The organism is Paenibacillus tundrae, from assembly GCF_036884255.1.
Classification (GTDB): domain Bacteria; phylum Bacillota; class Bacilli; order Paenibacillales; family Paenibacillaceae; genus Paenibacillus.
The window spans coordinates 1,633,950-1,650,481 of record NZ_CP145605.1 but is presented as its reverse complement, the minus strand read 5'-3'; the positions used below and the strand labels follow the sequence as shown (position 1 = coordinate 1,650,481).

The following is a 16,532-nucleotide window of genomic DNA, read 5'->3' as shown; positions in this document are numbered from 1 at the left end:
CAAACATTCTAGCACGTAGCTTACTTATTAATCACGACCCTGGGCTGGTTTCTTTGCATACTCTTTGCTTGTTCTTTGCTTGTTCTCTGCTCTTGCTCTACGCTTCCTTCCCTCTACTCGCTGTCAATCCCGGTTGCGTCAGATGTTGTCTGACGCACCATCGCTTCTAGCTTCTCCCGATTACTGAGCAATCCGGGATCAGTCGGCACATATGCCAGCGCTTGAACATTATGCTTAAGCGCCTGTTCCCAATGTCCCAATTGTGCATAGGACAAGGAGAGCCGGGCATGAGGAAGCCAGGATCGACATGCCGCAGGTACGGGGCGGAACCCCGGATCACGAGTGCCTACATCTAGGGCTTGCATATACCAATAGATTGCGGTCATATGCTCCCCACGTTCTTGAAAGCAAGAAGCAATCGCGCAGCAGAAGTCTGCATGAGGCAGGTCAAACTGGAACGACTGTAATAACGCACGGAGCTTATAGCTCGGCTTGCCCAGCCGTTCATAACATTCCGCAAGTCGCGCACAGGCGATTAATCGATCCTCGCGATAACCCTGCGGCTCCTGCAACAGCTTCTCGTAGCCTTGCACCGCAGCCCCGTAGCGCTTGCGGTCATAACATTCGCCTGCATAATAGAACAGCAGGCGACCCTGGGCTACGCCCTCTTCGGCGATCCATTTGCGCAGGATGCGCACGTTACGCGCCGAATGATTGCTCGCTTCGCGGCGGTGCGTGACGGCAATGTCTGCCGTCATCACTCCGCTCCGCGGAAAGCTCAACTGCTCGTGCAGCCGGCCATGCCAGCGGCACCCTGCGCTGCGCTTGACCAGGCGGTTCCGGCGGTCCGTCACTAACGGACTTGCCTCCGCCCCCTCGGCCAGCGTGTAGTTCAAAACCACAGCTTCCGTCTCACCACCTGACGGAAGCTGCTCTTTCAACACCCGAAGCTTTGCCTGATCACCAGGCAACAGCACATCATCTGCATCCAGCCAGAGGATATACTCCTGCGTGGCCTGCTCGAATGAGTAATTACGAGCTGCAGCAAAATCATCCTGCCATTCATATGTGTAGACTTGGTCGGTATACTGCGCAGCCACATCCATGGTTCGGTCAGATGAGCCTGTATCGACAATGATGGTCTCATCCACGATTCCACTCACCGAATCGAGACAACGTGCCAACGTGCGTTCTTCGTTCTTCACGATCATACATAGACTGATGGTGATCACGGATATATGCCCCTTCCTTGCCCCTACACTTATGCGATGAAGCATCTTATTCAACATGGGTGATGACTTTCATATTCCGAGTTGTTACCCTTGAGACTTGCCCTATTTTCAATACAGCCTACGGTTGTACATCCATTCTATAAGTCTCCTTGGTGCAGCTTAGCTTGATATATCGTACTCTCCCTCTATACTTGTTGTGTCCGCCTTATCTTACTTCTCTAACTGTTCTTACTGTTCTTACTATACCTTACTACTTTTACTGTTCTGACTACTGTTTCTCCGCTTCTTGTTTGCGCAGACGCTTTACCTGCTCAACAGCATTGTCGAGTGCCTTCTTCCGTTGATTCATCAGTCGTAGGTGGCTCCGTTCGATTTCGGCAAAATGGGCATAGTCCAGTTCCATCCATGTTTTCATTTCACTTGGCGCAGGCGAGATATATGGATTCACTTCCCAGCGTCTACGTGCAGCGCAGCATAGATACTTATGATGAACCTCCAGCTTCACCACTTCGAAATACGGCAGCAGACACATCACAAGCTTGCCTGCATAGAAGGTCTGTTTATGATCATGAAACGGATGATATCCATAGGGAACCGTCACGACCAGCGTTCCTTTTTCATGCAATAACCGATGGATCTGCATTAATAACTTCTCGGGATGTGCAAAATGCTCCAACACTTCACCAAGCAGTACCGTGTCGAAGACAGCCCTTTCCTTCCACTGCGTAATGTCCATCAGCCGGAAATCCACTTTACTCCGCACAGGCTTCGATTCCTTCGCCAGCTCTTCCTTCGCAAACCGGATGCTCTCTTCCTCCAGATCAATGCCGGTTACCCGAAAGCCTTCACGCGCTAGCAGTATTGAGGTAATCCCCTGACTGCATCCGACATCCAGCATTCGCTCGCCTGTCGCTTCCCGGCACATCCAGTGAATACGTGTCCTCGTTGCTTCATGAGACTCTTCCGAATTAATCTCGCCATAATATCGTTCATTCACCCGGTCATGATTCGCCATTGCTATCTCCTACCTGTTCAGACGAATGGCTTGCCGTTTCCTCTAGAGCAGTTAAGACGGGCGTTTGGGCTGGATGCCCAAGCACCACAATGTTGTCCCCATGGACACCTTGGGTAGCATTACGGGTATCGAAAATTCGTTTCGCGTGGTCAGCCATCTCTTGATAATCAAAGCCGGTATGATCGGTTGTAATAATCACAAGATCCGCCCATGCCCATAGTTCAGGTGAGGCTGGCTGAGCTTGGATAATCGTGCCATCGTCCTTGCGGAAGACAGGCACCATCGGATCGGTGAAGACGACCTCTGCTCCCGCTGCACTCAGCAGTCTGAAGACATCCAGTGCGGGAGATTCACGCAAGTCGTCAATATCTTTTTTGTACGCCATACCTGCCAGCACAATCCGTGCATCCTTTACGAAAATTCCACTCTTCATTAACAATTCCACTGCCCGTGCCACCATGCGTTCCGGCATCTCCCGGTTCGTTGCATCGGCTAGTTTGATGAATTGCAGCTCCGACCCCTGTCGCTCTGCCGCCCAGGACAGATAGATTGGATCAATCGGAATACAGTGTCCACCAATCCCCGGCCCGGGGTAGAAAGGCATATATCCAAACGGCTTCGTCGCAGCAGCGTCCAGCACCTCCCAGATGTTCACTCCCATCTGCTCGCATGCAGGCGTAAGCTCATTCACAAGGGCAATGTTCACGCTGCGAAACGTATTTTCGAACAGCTTGGCGGTCTCAGCTACGGTGGTAGAGCTCACCGGCACAATTTCATTCAAGAACGAGCCGTAGAACGCTGTTCCATAGGCTAAACAGGAGGCTGTAGCACCTCCGATGATCTTCGGTGTATTTTTCACCCCATAATTCACACTACCTGGATCGACCCGCTCAGGAGAATAGCAGACATGGAACTGTTTGCCCACCGTCCAGCCTGTGGCTGCTTCAATCGGTTGCTTCACATGCTCCTCCGTCGTTCCCGGATACGTGGTGCTCTCCAGTATGATGAGGCTTCCCTGCTTCAGATGAGGGGTTATGCCTTTGACTGCTGCGGCGATATATGAAATATCCGGTTGATGGCCTGGCGTTAGTGGTGTTGGTACACAGATGACAACGATATCCGCCTTAGCGACTGCCGTATAATCCGTTGTTGCCGTGAATAATCCGTTTGCGGTTAATGACTGCACCACTTGATCCTCAATGCCGATTACGTAGGAATCCCCCGCTCGAAGTCTCGCAACCTTGAGGGTATCAATATCAATGCCATGTACTTGATAACCAGCCTGCGCCATCTCCACCGCCATCGGAAGCCCCACATAACCCAGCCCAATGACAGCAGCAAGAAGGGAGCGGTTGTGTATGTTGTCTTGCAATCCTTCCATCTCCAAACGCTCCGCCTCCCTTCTATTAATTAATAAAGCCGCCTGCACGCAAAAACTGAGCTATCGCTTGTTTGTTCATCATGGCAGTGTCTGAGCGGTATTCGGAAAGTGTGACACGAGGCAGGCTACTATACTGATCTTGCAGGCGCTTGTCCGGTTCTTGCGGCAATATGACGTAATATTGCTCATCATACTTATAGGTTCGAGGTGATTCGAAGGGCGAGATGAGCACTTCATGTAGTTTCTCGCCAGGGCGAATGCCTGTAACCTGATAGTCAAAGGATGGGCGACCCGCCCTCTCTAACATGACCGAGGCTAGATCGGTCATCTTGCAAGCTTTCATTTTCATCACAAATGTCTCGCCGCCTACCGCCGCCTCAGCCGCCTTAAGCAGCAAATGTATCGCTTCCGCTCGTGTCAGAAAAAAGCGTGTCATGCCTTTGTCCGTAATCGTAAGCACCTTGCCCTCATCAATCTGACGACGGAACAATGGCACGACACTGCCGCTTGTTCCTAGCACATTGCCACCACGGATGCAGACAAATCTAGTATGCTCACTTAGTCCATTCGCACGAATCATCATCTTTTCACCGAGCGCCTTGGTCATGCCATACACGTTGATTGGATCGACCGCCTTATCGGTGGAGACATCAATCACCTTAGGAATCTTCATGCGAATGGCTGCTTTAATGATATTCTGTGTGCCAATGACATTGGTTTTGAAAGCTTCATCCGGCTGGTCTTCACATACGGGTACATGCTTCAGTGCGGCCAAATGAAAGAGAACATCCACATTCCGGCACGCTTCCTCCACTGCTCCATAATCCCGAATATCTCCTATGACAAAACGTAGCCTTGCATCATGACCAAAATCACGTTGCATCGCGATCTGAGCATACTCATTACGCGACATGATGCGAATCTCAGCCGGATCCTGTTCCAGCAGTACCTCGGTCAGCTTCTGTCCCCAGGAGCCTGTTCCTCCAGTGATCAAAATAATTTGTCCTTTAATCATGCAAGAATGCCTCCTTCATTAGATCGTTAGATCATGAATTCACGTAATACCTGAGCCATCTCGTCTCGGCTTAAACGATCTTTCGGTGGTACCTTTTTGACCGATGTGTTGCTGCTATGCACGATATTGACATAATTGCGAGGTGCGAGCAGTTCGTGCGGCAGATCAATTACATTTCCATGCGTACCGCGGCCTGGCAGCTTCACTCGATAGCCTGAAGCATACTCCTCCGTCCGGTACAGGTAGACATAGAACTGCGGAGAACGATGAAATGCGGGTGCCATCTCATGATTCACACTATCCCACAGGTAGCCGTTCTGATTGATCAATGCCATCGTCTCCGGCTGTGGCTGAATATCGTATAACTGTTGAACAAAGGTACGGTGGTACAGATCATCCGAATCCAGACGTGCAATATAGATGTGTTCTGCCCCTTGTGCAAAAGCTAGAATGGCACGCACACTCTCAATATTGGTTCCAAAGCGAATATTAGAAGGTAATGGCTCTTGTTCCGCAAGAATTTCTTGCATCAACTCGCCTGATTCCTTCGACAGCTTCACAACGGTAAGAAAATCCTGATTCGTCTGTGCCTTGAGGCAATGCAACGTAAAGGTACGAAAGATGCTCATCCGTCGCTCCAGCCATTCTCTCGTTAACCGCTGCGGATCCATGCCATAATTGTTGAAGTTAATCTCAATAACGACTTTCCTAGACATAACATCCCTCCTCATGTAAACAGCCTTTCTTCTAGTGCGTGTTCAAAAAGGTCGGTTTTCAGTACCAAGAAGATGGGATGAAGATAGAAATGGAGTAGCGGAGCGTAGACTAAGCTACGTGAGCAACGGATATTTCGGCTGAATCCCATATTCGATGCTGAGATGCCACTCGCGCATCCTTCGTAATCAAAAGCGGACTTTTTGAACAACCTCTTCTGGTTGCCTTTGAACATTTTCATAGTTTTGCAGCCTATGCCTTGCAGAAATACATGTAATGCGTTGTTGCATTCCAACCAACTTTCATAGCGTAATTCTCTTATCCGCCATCCCTACAACGTATGAAATAGAAGTAGAATCGGTCAGTACACTTGAACTACTTTTCACAAAATAGATTGATATACACCCGAAGATTCGCCTTATAGTGCGTGTTCAAAAAGGTCTGGTTTGCAGTGCCCAGAAGATGGGACGAAGGTAATCACCTCATCAAAAGTGGACTTATGGAATAGCCTTTTACAGGTCGAACGTACAAAACGTTAGCGCAGCCATTACATAGAATAGGTCAATAGAATACGAAGGAGGTTTACATCTAAAATGAATGCTATTTATCTTGAGACGGATGGTGTACTTGATCAGCTCGAAGCAGCACTTGTAGAGCAGCGTCCTTTTTCTCTCGTTCGCGTGGGCGATGGCGAGAATATTGTCATGTCTCAGGAAACGGTCTGGACTGTGGAGCAGGTGCTTCAAGAACGCTGGGCGATCAAAGCCAATTTAGGTCAAAAGGGACTTCGTCTCCCCGATTTTCAGCTCAGAGATCACGTGGCCGCTTCTATACAACGAGCTAATATTGTTGGTGTGCTTCCCCCAGGGGATATGACGATTAAAGCTCCGGATTATCTCAAGCGACCGCTCACCGATATGTTATTTGCTCACTACGGCATCTCTCCAGCAATGACCTGCCATGCTTGTGTCAACCGTGAGCTCGTACAGATGCCTCGGTTCTGGTCCATGCTTGCTGGTAAACGGGTGCTGCTCGTGACTCGCGAGATTGATGCCCTTCGCGATCGGCTTGTTCAAGAACCGTATCATCTGCAGATCGCAGCAGCCCTTCCTTTTGATAACTGGGGTCAGACCGATGAAACGCTGCAATGGATCGTCACGAACCAGCATACGTTTGATGTCGCTCTCTTCTCCTGTGGCGTTAATGCTGTTGTTCTCGCTGAGCGCACGGCCGCCCTAGCGGGCAAGGTTGCTATTGATTTTGGCAAAGCAGGCAACATCATTCTGAAAGGCCGTGCTAACTGAGTTTGCTTGTGGCTCTTGAATTACATCTGGCTCTCTTCATGCTATTGGTGCATCACAATACGGCTGGAATATAACTAAAAAAAAATCCCGGACTCCTACGATACTGGAACCGGGATTTTTAAGTTGACCTTTTACCGCTGCTAATTGCTGCTTCTATATGATGATTGCTGCTGTTTTCCGGTTTTCTGTTTACTGTTTGCTGTTTGAGCTTCTGTTTGTAACCTACTGCTTACTGCTTACCACTTACTACTTCTGTTGATGTGCACTTTGTTGTCTACTATCTTCTGTGCACTGCTCTGTCTAAATATTTCGATCCATTGTCCTGATCTACGATCACTTTTCCTACAGGCATTATTGACCCATTACGTTACGCCATCGAATCTGCATTTCTTGAATTGATCGGGAAGTTCTCATGGTCATCTTGTCGAAAACTAGTTCGTAGCTGCAATGCCGTAGAACATCTCTGGTCCTGTTCTTGCCACTGTAGACACCCCGGATATAAATGAAGTGTACACACTTTCCAGTGCTGGTGGTGCAGCCAAATCCTGTGCGGTAAAGGAATGAAATTCAGCGCCGCCCGTCTGACCCACCGTACCTTCGGCACGATAGATGACAAAGAACGGATCATATACCGTACCACGTACCAACTCAACAACGAAGGTATCTCCTTGCTCTCCCGTCACACCAACTGTGCCATTCAGGGTGATAATGGGATTCGCAACACCTAAGGTCTGCAGCCCAATTGACCCGAACACTTCTGGTGATACGGATAAAGATGTGTTAGGCGATCCTACGCTTCCTGAGTTCATTGAGGTTCTCATATCGAGAAATACACCCAAGAGTAACACCTCCAATGCAATGAGATATCCTATTCTATGAATCTCAACTCTCGTTCGATTGGATAAATAACAGTTTCTATACACCTATTTTTATTTACACCCGGTTAATGGTATATTGAACTGCATAACGAAATGAACGGATCGTATGCACGCAAGCGGTACAGGCTGTTCAGAAGGAGATTATTATTTATGAATACACGTAAACGTTCCACAGGCAATTCATCCAAAGGAAAGTCATCGAACCGCCCCTCTGCGGGACGCTCTCAGAGATCAGGTGCTTCATCTTCCGAATCATCCAGATCCTCTGCATCCACATCTCGCAATACAGCGAATACGAACAAGCCACTAGCTGCCAAGTCTTCAACAACAGGCAACCAAGCAAGATCTGGCAAAGCCAAATCATCAGGTGCGTCTAAACGCTCCGGCAATTCGTATTATCGTAAACAAGAGCCACCTCGCCAATATCAAGTGACAGAGCCAGAAGAACTGCTACCGTTCCTGCTGAAGCATCTGAAGGATGGTCGTAATGCCGTGAAGTCCATTCTAGGTCGTGGTCAGGTATCCGTAGATGAGAAGGTTGTGACGAAGTTCAACCTGGCGCTCACGCCGGGTCAGACCGTATCCATTAGCAAAGAAGGCGCCGTCGCTGCCCCTTCCATGACCGGAGTGAACATTTTGCATGAGGATAATGACATCATCGTCATTCGTAAGGAAGCTGGGCTATTATCCATCGCCGCTGACCGTAGCAACGACCTTACAGCCTACCGCCAGTTGATGGAGCATGTGCGCCGTACGAATCCAAACAATCGGATATTTGTCGTGCATCGTCTGGACCGGGATACATCTGGCGTGATGATGTTTGCCAAAAGCGAAGAAGTACAACAGAAGCTGCAAAACAACTGGAAAGACAATGTACAGGATCGCGTCTATGTTGCTCTCGTTGAAGGTGCTGTGAGCAAAGAGGAAGGTACGATCTCCTCCTGGCTGAAGGAAACCAAAACGCTGAAAATGTACTCAAGTCCACGGGCGAATGACGGACAGCACGCGATAACACACTACAAACGTCTCAAATCCAATCGTGAGTTTTCTCTGCTTGAAGTTCGATTGGAAACAGGACGCAAAAATCAGATTCGTGTGCATATGGAAGACCTCGGGCATCCAATTGCAGGAGACAAAAAGTACGGTGCGCGCACGAGAGACCTGGGACGCCTTGGACTCCATGCACGTGTGCTCTCGTTTATCCACCCAACAACCGATGAGCTGATGACATTCGAGACCGATATTCCGAAGCAATTCCTGTATCCGTTCCGTGCAGATAACGCAACCGCGGAGTAACTGAAGCTCTCGGGTACGGAGTCGCGCTGAAAGGAGCAACCGATGCTGAAAAACTTGCTGATTACCGGTTATCGGGCACATGAACTGCAGATTTTTGGACAGAAGCATGAAGGTATTCCTTATATCAAAAAAGCCATCGCCTCCCGTCTTACACCGCTTGTAGAGGACGGGCTGGAATGGGTGCTAACTCCAGGGCAATATGGCGTGGATCTGTGGGCCTGTGAAGTTGTGTTGGAGCTGAAAGAGACATTCCCTGATCTGAAATTATCGATCATTACTGCCTTTCAGAATCCTGAGGAACAATGGAAGGAAGATAAACAAGAGTATTATCGTTCCATCCTGCAAGGTGTTGATTACTATGGTGCCATTAGTCGGCAGCCCTATATTGGTCCATGGCAGTTCACAGCGAGGGACGATCTTCTACTACGCAAAAGCGACGGTCTATTGCTTGTGTACGATGAGGATGCCGGCGAGGGCAGTCCACGGTTTATGAAGGAAAAGGCAATGAAGAAACAGCAGAATGAAGACTATACCATCATCAGCATAACGTCAGAGGACATTCAATCCATCGCGGAGGATGAGCGGATGAATGATGTACAGCATTACGAAGATACTTCCTTCTAGAATTATTGTGGTATTGATGTAAAAAGAGCTATCCCATGAGTCATATAAATGACTAGGGATAGCCTTTTTTGAGTTCTATTAAAATGGATTCTCTCCTTTAACAAATGGAACAAAAATAACATACAAAGAGCCAATTAGAAAAGCCCAGAAAATCAACGATTTGAAGCGTTTCCTGAAGAAATCAGCATTCTTTTTTATACATAGCGTACAAATGAGTGTGTAAAGGAAAAACAAAAGATATGAGACCCCAAACCAGTTAACCCATACGTTCCCCATAAAAGGAATATTGAAACGCTCATAAATATTTCTCATAACATTTTCTGTAACAATGAAGCCAATAACCAAAAATCCTATGAATTCCATATAGATTATCATTTGCTTTTTCCAAATGGACATTCCCCTCATCTCCTCTATATCCTTATTCATCTATCTATCCTAAATATCGAAGAATTAGCTGGTATAGCGCTACGGAGAGTCCTAATAGACTCGCTTTCATTTTAGCTGGATGGTATCTGTTACCCCCGGAAAAATATAATAAAATCAATAGAAACCCCATAGGTAGCGATAACTGAAAGAAACCTTCGGTTGTAGCATGAGAATAGATTGGTGTATTAAATGTACTGATCCAAAAATAAAAGAAAATCGTAAAACGTCTTGTTTCTAATTGTCTGCTCCATCTTACTAACAGGAATATAATAATGACCATAATCATTGAAAAGAGCAATGGTGGGAGAACAATAGTAACGTTCCCAAAGCTGAATTCCATCTGGCATAGCCCTCCTCTTCATCAGTAATCGCCTCGTACGTCAAAAAACCGTATGTTATACATCGAAAGGTTTATTTTACTAAAAAGTAAAGATAGATGTAAAAGCCTCTTATGACCTACTCATGTTTTTTTTGGCACCAATATGGGTATAAGTAGTATTAAAACTGCGATTACTATGTCGTATGGATAAAGGGGAACTGCAGCCATGACATTAACTCCCGAGCAGCGCATTCAACTGCACGGATTCAACAACCTGACCAAATCGCTGAGCTTTAACATGTACGATATCTGTTATACCAAAACCAAAGATGAACGTGAGGCTTATATTGAATACATTGATGAACAATATAACGCGGCACGATTAAGTAAAATTCTCAGAAATGTATCCGACATTATTGGTGCACACGTTCTGAATGTGGCGCAGCAGGATTACGTCCCACAAGGCGCTAGTGTAACGATGCTCGTATCCGAGGGACCAATCGTGGAAATTCCGGAGGAATCCTTCGATGAATCCCCGGGGCCGTTGCCAGATAACGTCGTGATGCAGCTGGATAAAAGTCATATTACGGTTCATACGTATCCGGAATTTCATCCAAGTGAAGGGATCAGTACGTTCCGTGCCGATATTGACGTGTCCACTTGCGGGGAAATCTCGCCTCTCAAAGCGCTGAACTACCTCATTCATTCCTTTGACACGGACATTATGACGATGGATTACCGTGTGCGTGGATTTACACGTGATACAAGTGGACGCAAGCTGTTCATCGACCATGAGATTGGTTCTATCCAGAACTACATTCCGGATGAGATCAAGAGCAGCTTTGACATGATTGATGTGAACGTCTATCAGGAGAACATTTTCCATACTAAATGTAAGCTGAGGGAGTTCGATCTGGATAACTATCTCTTTGGGTACACCAAGGATAAGCTAAGCAAGGCAGAACAACATGAAATTACGGAGTGGCTGAAGCTGGAGATGGACGAGATCTATTATGGCAAAAACATTAATCGTCCTACTTCATGATCGACCTTGAAGGTAACTGACACCTTTGTCATGAGGCGATGCCCTCTTATTGAAACCTTCACTTCTTGCAGAGTACGATACTCATTGCATCTTTACGATTAACGTGATATGTCACCAATAACACAAGATGAAGATGATGTTAAAAGACAAACAATAATTCCGTAAGGTTCTTCGCTTCATGAGAGCCTTCGGTATATGTTTGTCTTTTCGTCATTTGTTGACATGATGCAACATATTTTCTTATTATAGGAGTAACGGTATTACTTTGCAGTGAAGGAGAATGAGCCGTGATCGAAACAAACACTTCCAAGCGTAACGAATCGCTGTTACAAGTATTAACTACCCGGCATAATGTAACTGCTAACAACATTGCCAATGCGGATACACCGAACTATAAGAAGAAGTCGGTAGAGTTCCAAGAAGAACTCAGACGCATCGTTGAGCAAGGCAAGACAGATAATCTGGATTTACACCGGACTCATCCGAAGCATTTTCCAGTGAGTACTCCTGGTCCTGTCGTACCCTACCGCATTGTAGAAGACAACAACACATCGATGAACAACAACGGCAATAACGTTGACATTGACAAAGAAATGTCGAATCTTGCGGAGAATCAATTGATGTACAATTACATGGTCGATCGAGTAAGTGGACACTACAAAAAGATAAAGAATCTTCTAAATGATCTAAAATAATGCACGACACTGCAGCCTGTAGGCTGCTTTTTTTATTGAGATTGTAAATACATAACCGCGAACAAGCACATCATCGCTTCATGAACGGCGTATGGGATTGAATTGTGAATCAGGTATTCCCTTTTTCGGATCTGGGCTCATTCGTAGTATAATGATAATTAATGAACGATTTCATATCGATAAAAGAGGTGCAACATGGCTCCACTTCATTTCAATCATTTTCAAGGCTCCAAGGTTCGGCTCGCAGCACCCTGTCCGGAAGATTGTATGCGATTATCCCGTTTCACAGACGATTATGGATATCTACGTAATCTAGATACGGACATTGCAGTACCGCTAACGCCGGATGAAACAGGTTCTTCTTCTGTCCGCAGAGATAATGGATTTGAGTTTGCCTTGCGTACACTAGAGGACAATCGATATATTGGCTTCACCGCTCTCTACCGGATCGAATGGAATAACCGCTCCGCGCGTCTGGCCATTGCTATTGGTGATGAAAAGGATCGTGGCAAAGGCTACGGTAGTGATGCGCTTGCCCTGATTATGCGCTATGGATTTCATGAATTGAATTTGAACCGAATTGCACTGGAAGTCATCGAATATAACGAGACTGCGATGCAGGCGTACCTCAAAGCTGGGTTTCAGGTAGAAGGACGTCAGCGTTCAGCCGTATTACGAGATGGAAGGCACTATGACCTCATCTCTATGAGTATCCTTGCAGAGGAATGGTCGAAGCAGACAGAATCGCCTCTATCTTTTCAATCTACTCGTACGAATGTCTCAAACAAAACGTCAGTTAACATAGATCAATTTCAACACGCCGCCTCAGTCTCTACTTCTGGTTCCGGTGCTGCATCTGAGTCCCAGTCCACGACCAGTGAGAACACTTCTGTTCAACCTCGCATTGGCGTAGGTGCGGTCATTGTTAATGATCGTAGAGAAGTACTACTTGTCTGGCGCAACCGTGAACCAGAGCAATTCACCTGGAGCATACCCGGAGGTAAAATCGACCCTTACGAGTCTGCTGAAACAGCAGTTATTCGGGAGATCAAGGAAGAAGTCAATCTAGATATCTCCATCGACCGGTTGCTCTGCACAGCAGAGACGATTCAGCCCGACCAGCAGGAGCATTGGATTTCTCTTCTCTACTCCACACGGATTATTGGGGGTGTCGCTCGGAATCTAGAAGAAGGCGGAGCCATCGGTGAGATCGGGTGGTTCCCATTGGATGATCTACCATCTCCACTCGCTTGCTTCGCTGTTCCTGGTCTTGATGCTGTGAAGAAAATGTATTTCGGAGAATGACTGGAGGTCTGCCACTTGGCTCATGAAGAACAGATTAACGAACTATTCAAAGCTAGTCAGAACGGGGATATCGTAAAAATAAAAACATTACTCGCCTCTCTGCCTGATCTCGTCAATACGGAAAACAGTGATGGCCTCACCCCGCTTGGGTACGCTGCGCATTATGGACAATCCGAAGCGGTGCGTATTCTACTAGCACAGGGAGCCGATGTTAATGCCGTTTCTCATTCAAAAATCTCATTTATCCCGTCCAATACTGCGCTGCATGCCGCACTTGCAGGTGAACGCTCGATGGAGGTTGTGCGCTTATTGTTAGAACACGGCGCAGCCACGAACATTCTTGATAGCGATGGTCAGAACGCTCTTCATACGGCTGCATTCCATACTGATCAAGCTGAATTGATTGAGCTTCTTTTACAGCATGGCGCTGATCCATCAGCTCTGTCCAATTCAGGACAGACTGCGCTGGATATTGCACTTGAAAGAGAGAATCACTTGGCAGCCCAATGTCTGAGAGATGCCCTTGAAGCCAAGTCCTAATGCTCACTCACATATGCTGAAAACGTTTAACCGCTAGGCTCCTTAGCTGTATCATGGAGTTTGGCGGTTATTTATTTTGAGGGAACGGCTCAATCAAAAAATATTATATTTTTTGGGGAAATTCAAGAACCGTTTGGCGAGCTGCGCCGTCTAATACGCAACACATCCACGAAAGGAGGAGCCATGTGACCCTGCCGAGCTTACTGTTGCCGCACAACAAGGGGATGCCGAAGCTTTTGCAGCCTTAATGGAGATGCATCAGAACCGACTATATCGCATCGCCTATGCGTATCTGCATAACGAAGCCGATGCACTGGAAGCGATACAGGAATCCACCTATAGAGCCTTTCGCAAACTCAAAAAGTTAAAGGAACCATCCTACTTCGGCACCTGGTTAATTCGCATTCTCCTCAATTATTGTGCCGATGAACGTAAACGCAAAAGCCGATTCAGCCAGATCACCGATATTCAGGAATCCAGTAGTTGGGATCAACCTGAAGACCCTGACTTGGCTGCTGCTGTATCTTCATTGGATCGAGATTGCAAACAGATTATTATTCTGAGTTATTTTGAAGGTTTCCCCTTAACAGAAGTTGCCGAGATTCTCGGCATTCCGACCGGAACCGTAAAATCACGATTGCATCGAGCACTCGGACAGCTCCGTGATCAACTAGGAACGAAAGGAGATACATAATATGTCTGATGAAATGAAACCTATTGAAGATCTGGAACAACGTCTACATCGTCGCAAATTAGAATATGATGCCCTGTCCATACCCGAAGCCACCACGCAGCAGGCTGTGCAAGCTGGCATTCGTAAAGCTACACGCCAGCGTAAATCCCGATTGCGCTGGATGATGAGCTCCGTTTCAGCCGCAGCAATCATTCTTATTTTTACCGGATGTATCCGGGTGTCCCCTGCTTTTGCTTCCTTCGTAGAGCAATTGCCTGGGATGGATAGCATTGTGAGTCTGATTCGTCAGGATAAAGGGCTGATGATGGCGATCGATCAATCCCTATTACAGAAGGTGGGTATAACCGACGAGCATAATGGTACTTCTGTGACCATCGAGGGTGTAATTACGGATGAGTCACGTATGGTTATTTTCTACACAATGAAAGGCATCCAAAATCCCAAAAATCTGATGTACGACATCAAATTGCTTGATAAAGATGGTAAGGATCTTCCCGTTGGATTTAGTTATTCGTACCCTAATCCAACTTCAGATGAAGACATCTATGAGAATATGATTAATGTATCCTTTACCGAATCTTTACCACCACAAGATTTAACCGTTGTGTTTAAAGAAAGCAAAGAAGCTGACGCAAACGAGTGGAGAATTACATTTCCCGTCGATCACAGCTTAACCCAAGGCATGAAAAGGGTTATCCCTGTTAACGAAACCTTAGTTGTAGATGGTCAGCAAATTAATGTAAACCAAGCTACGTTATATCCAACTCGGCTTGTGCTGGACATGACCTATGACCCGAAGAACACCAAAAAGATCTTTGGCATTGGTGATCTGCAGCTCGTGGATGAGCAAGGTAGAGTATGGACAACAAAAGAAGCATCGCTTCCCGAGGATGGGATGTCTGCTTTCTTCGAAAGTATGTATTTCTCTATTCCAAAAAAACTGACCTTACATGCGTCTGGGATTAGAGCCGTGGACAAAGATAAACTGAATATACAGATTGACCCAACATCGGGTAAGATCGAGGGTGGTCCGAAGAACTTGAAATTCCTTAAGAAAGAAATTAAAGGTAAAGATATGATACTGCACTTCAATATTACAGATTCGGAGAATGCCAACTCAGGTTTGTCATTTACCAATATTAAGGATCGTAAGGGAAAATCATTCGAGGTCAGCCAGTTGGGATGGAGCCCTTCCGTTGCTGAAGCGTCTGTCACAATCAAGAATGGTGCTTCTGCACAAGGCGCTTTGGATATGGAGTTATTCTCATACCCGGTATTAAGTCAATCACCGTTCTCGGTTGATATTCCGGTTAATCCATAGACTAGACTAAAGTGATCTAGGCAACTCACTTGGAAGAAGTAAATTGGTGTAAGGCTCAATATTTACGGCTTAACCAGCTTCAGTAGTACTCATAGATATGGTGTTGGTGTAGTCACCTTTTATAGGCAGATGCATACCTTGAAGTAAGAAGTTTATTCAAAGGAAGGGTTGTGCATCATGTCTGAGTCTACATCCACACCGTCGACACGCGTCGTCTATCAGGCGAATACACCTATGCTTCAATCCGTACATAGCGTGCGGAATATGATTCATCATACAGCTCGGCAACATATAGGCAAGAAAGTCCAAGTTCAGAATATCGATGGTCAGGTATGGGAAGGAGTTATCATTAGCGCAGACCGGGGGATTCTATATCTTCAAGTTACGCCGATGCATGGCTACCCTGAGCCGCGAGCTTTGTTTGGACCAACGATTTTGCCATTAGTGCTGTATGAGCTGTTGGTCATTACTTTGTTGATGTAGTTTGAATTCATTTTTAAGTTTGACATGGCTCCGTTTCGGCCCTACGGGTTTGAAGCGGAGCCTTTCCATTAGGTATATCGTGTTAATTCGTGTCGCTTATATAGGTGTTCACCCATTCGTACAGTATGTTTCCGTTCTCTCGTGTGAAATATGATACAATGGTGTCGGCTTAAGCCCTATCTTATAAGAAACGGAGTATGATCCGGTTGGAATACATACCGCATGACCCTCCCCCCATCCCTCAG

The 16,532-nt window shown here is 46.6% G+C and carries 15 protein-coding genes and 2 pseudogenes; 11 read left to right on the top strand and 6 right to left on the bottom strand.

Going from position 1 to position 16,532, the window contains the following annotated elements; genetic code table 11:
• Positions 1 to 113 precede the first annotated feature (113 nt).
• From V6W81_RS07150 to V6W81_RS07130, 5 genes are all read right to left on the bottom strand, one after another.
• Positions 114 to 1,232, bottom strand: a complete 1,119-nt coding sequence (locus V6W81_RS07150; RefSeq protein WP_338542290.1) for a glycosyltransferase family 2 protein — start codon at positions 1,230 to 1,232, stop codon at positions 114 to 116.
• A gap of 268 nt (positions 1,233 to 1,500) precedes the next feature.
• Complete coding sequence (locus V6W81_RS07145) at positions 1,501 to 2,247, bottom strand: class I SAM-dependent methyltransferase (protein WP_338542288.1); 747 nt, start codon at positions 2,245 to 2,247, stop codon at positions 1,501 to 1,503.
• Positions 2,234 to 3,628, bottom strand: coding sequence for a nucleotide sugar dehydrogenase (locus V6W81_RS07140; protein ID WP_338543968.1), 1,395 nt, complete (start codon positions 3,626 to 3,628; stop codon positions 2,234 to 2,236). The genes V6W81_RS07145 and V6W81_RS07140 overlap by 14 nt, the downstream gene beginning before the upstream one ends.
• Before the next feature lie 25 nt (positions 3,629 to 3,653).
• Positions 3,654 to 4,643, bottom strand: a complete 990-nt coding sequence (locus V6W81_RS07135) for a polysaccharide biosynthesis protein (protein ID WP_338542286.1) — start codon at positions 4,641 to 4,643, stop codon at positions 3,654 to 3,656.
• A 26-nt stretch (positions 4,644 to 4,669) separates the two neighbouring features.
• Positions 4,670 to 5,359 (bottom strand): glycosyltransferase, encoded by a 690-nt coding sequence (locus tag V6W81_RS07130; RefSeq protein WP_338542284.1) that lies wholly within the window; start codon positions 5,357 to 5,359, stop codon positions 4,670 to 4,672.
• A gap of 591 nt (positions 5,360 to 5,950) precedes the next feature.
• On the opposite strand from V6W81_RS07130, the gene V6W81_RS07125 reads away from it, so the two are divergent.
• Complete coding sequence (locus V6W81_RS07125; protein WP_251382623.1) at positions 5,951 to 6,661, top strand: GT-D fold domain-containing glycosyltransferase; 711 nt, start codon at positions 5,951 to 5,953, stop codon at positions 6,659 to 6,661.
• Between the two features lie 431 nt (positions 6,662 to 7,092).
• On the opposite strand, the gene V6W81_RS07120 is transcribed toward V6W81_RS07125, so the two are convergent.
• Positions 7,093 to 7,470, bottom strand: a complete 378-nt coding sequence (locus V6W81_RS07120) for a hypothetical protein (RefSeq protein WP_338542281.1) — start codon at positions 7,468 to 7,470, stop codon at positions 7,093 to 7,095.
• Between the two features lie 219 nt (positions 7,471 to 7,689).
• Here V6W81_RS07120 and V6W81_RS07115 point away from each other — a divergent pair, with 219 nt between their 5' ends.
• The 10 genes and pseudogenes from V6W81_RS07115 (at position 7,690) to V6W81_RS07070 (ending at position 16,287) form a co-directional block, all read left to right on the top strand.
• Positions 7,690 to 8,835 (top strand): RluA family pseudouridine synthase, encoded by a 1,146-nt coding sequence (locus V6W81_RS07115; protein WP_338542279.1) that lies wholly within the window; start codon positions 7,690 to 7,692, stop codon positions 8,833 to 8,835.
• Between the two features lie 42 nt (positions 8,836 to 8,877).
• A complete protein-coding gene (locus V6W81_RS07110) occupies positions 8,878 to 9,459 on the top strand; it encodes a DUF1273 domain-containing protein (protein ID WP_338542277.1) in 582 nt (193 codons plus the stop codon).
• A 971-nt stretch (positions 9,460 to 10,430) separates the two neighbouring features.
• On the top strand, positions 10,431 to 11,249 hold the full coding sequence (speD, locus tag V6W81_RS07105; protein WP_145050716.1) for an adenosylmethionine decarboxylase: 819 nt from the start codon (positions 10,431 to 10,433) through the stop codon (positions 11,247 to 11,249).
• Between the two features lie 287 nt (positions 11,250 to 11,536).
• Positions 11,537 to 11,944 carry a flagellar basal body rod protein FlgB gene (gene flgB, locus V6W81_RS07100; RefSeq protein WP_338542276.1) on the top strand — a complete coding sequence of 136 codons (408 nt, stop codon included), beginning with the start codon at positions 11,537 to 11,539 and terminating at the stop codon, positions 11,942 to 11,944.
• A 195-nt stretch (positions 11,945 to 12,139) separates the two neighbouring features.
• Positions 12,140 to 12,631, top strand: a pseudogene (locus V6W81_RS07095) (GNAT family N-acetyltransferase); the annotation flags it as partial.
• A gap of 216 nt (positions 12,632 to 12,847) precedes the next feature.
• Complete coding sequence (locus tag V6W81_RS07090) at positions 12,848 to 13,249, top strand: NUDIX domain-containing protein (RefSeq protein ID WP_338543967.1); 402 nt, start codon at positions 12,848 to 12,850, stop codon at positions 13,247 to 13,249.
• A 15-nt stretch (positions 13,250 to 13,264) separates the two neighbouring features.
• Positions 13,265 to 13,789 carry an ankyrin repeat domain-containing protein gene (locus tag V6W81_RS07085; RefSeq protein WP_338542274.1) on the top strand — a complete coding sequence of 175 codons (525 nt, stop codon included), beginning with the start codon at positions 13,265 to 13,267 and terminating at the stop codon, positions 13,787 to 13,789.
• A 214-nt stretch (positions 13,790 to 14,003) separates the two neighbouring features.
• Positions 14,004 to 14,483, top strand: a pseudogene (locus V6W81_RS07080) (RNA polymerase sigma factor); the annotation flags it as partial.
• Between the two features lies 1 nt (position 14,484).
• Positions 14,485 to 15,804, top strand: coding sequence for a DUF4179 domain-containing protein (locus V6W81_RS07075; RefSeq protein WP_338542272.1), 1,320 nt, complete (start codon positions 14,485 to 14,487; stop codon positions 15,802 to 15,804).
• Positions 15,805 to 15,981: 177 nt separating this feature from the next.
• Positions 15,982 to 16,287: a hypothetical protein gene (locus V6W81_RS07070; RefSeq protein ID WP_145411205.1), complete on the top strand. Its 306-nt coding sequence runs from the start codon at positions 15,982 to 15,984 to the stop codon at positions 16,285 to 16,287.
• Positions 16,288 to 16,532 lie beyond the last annotated feature (245 nt).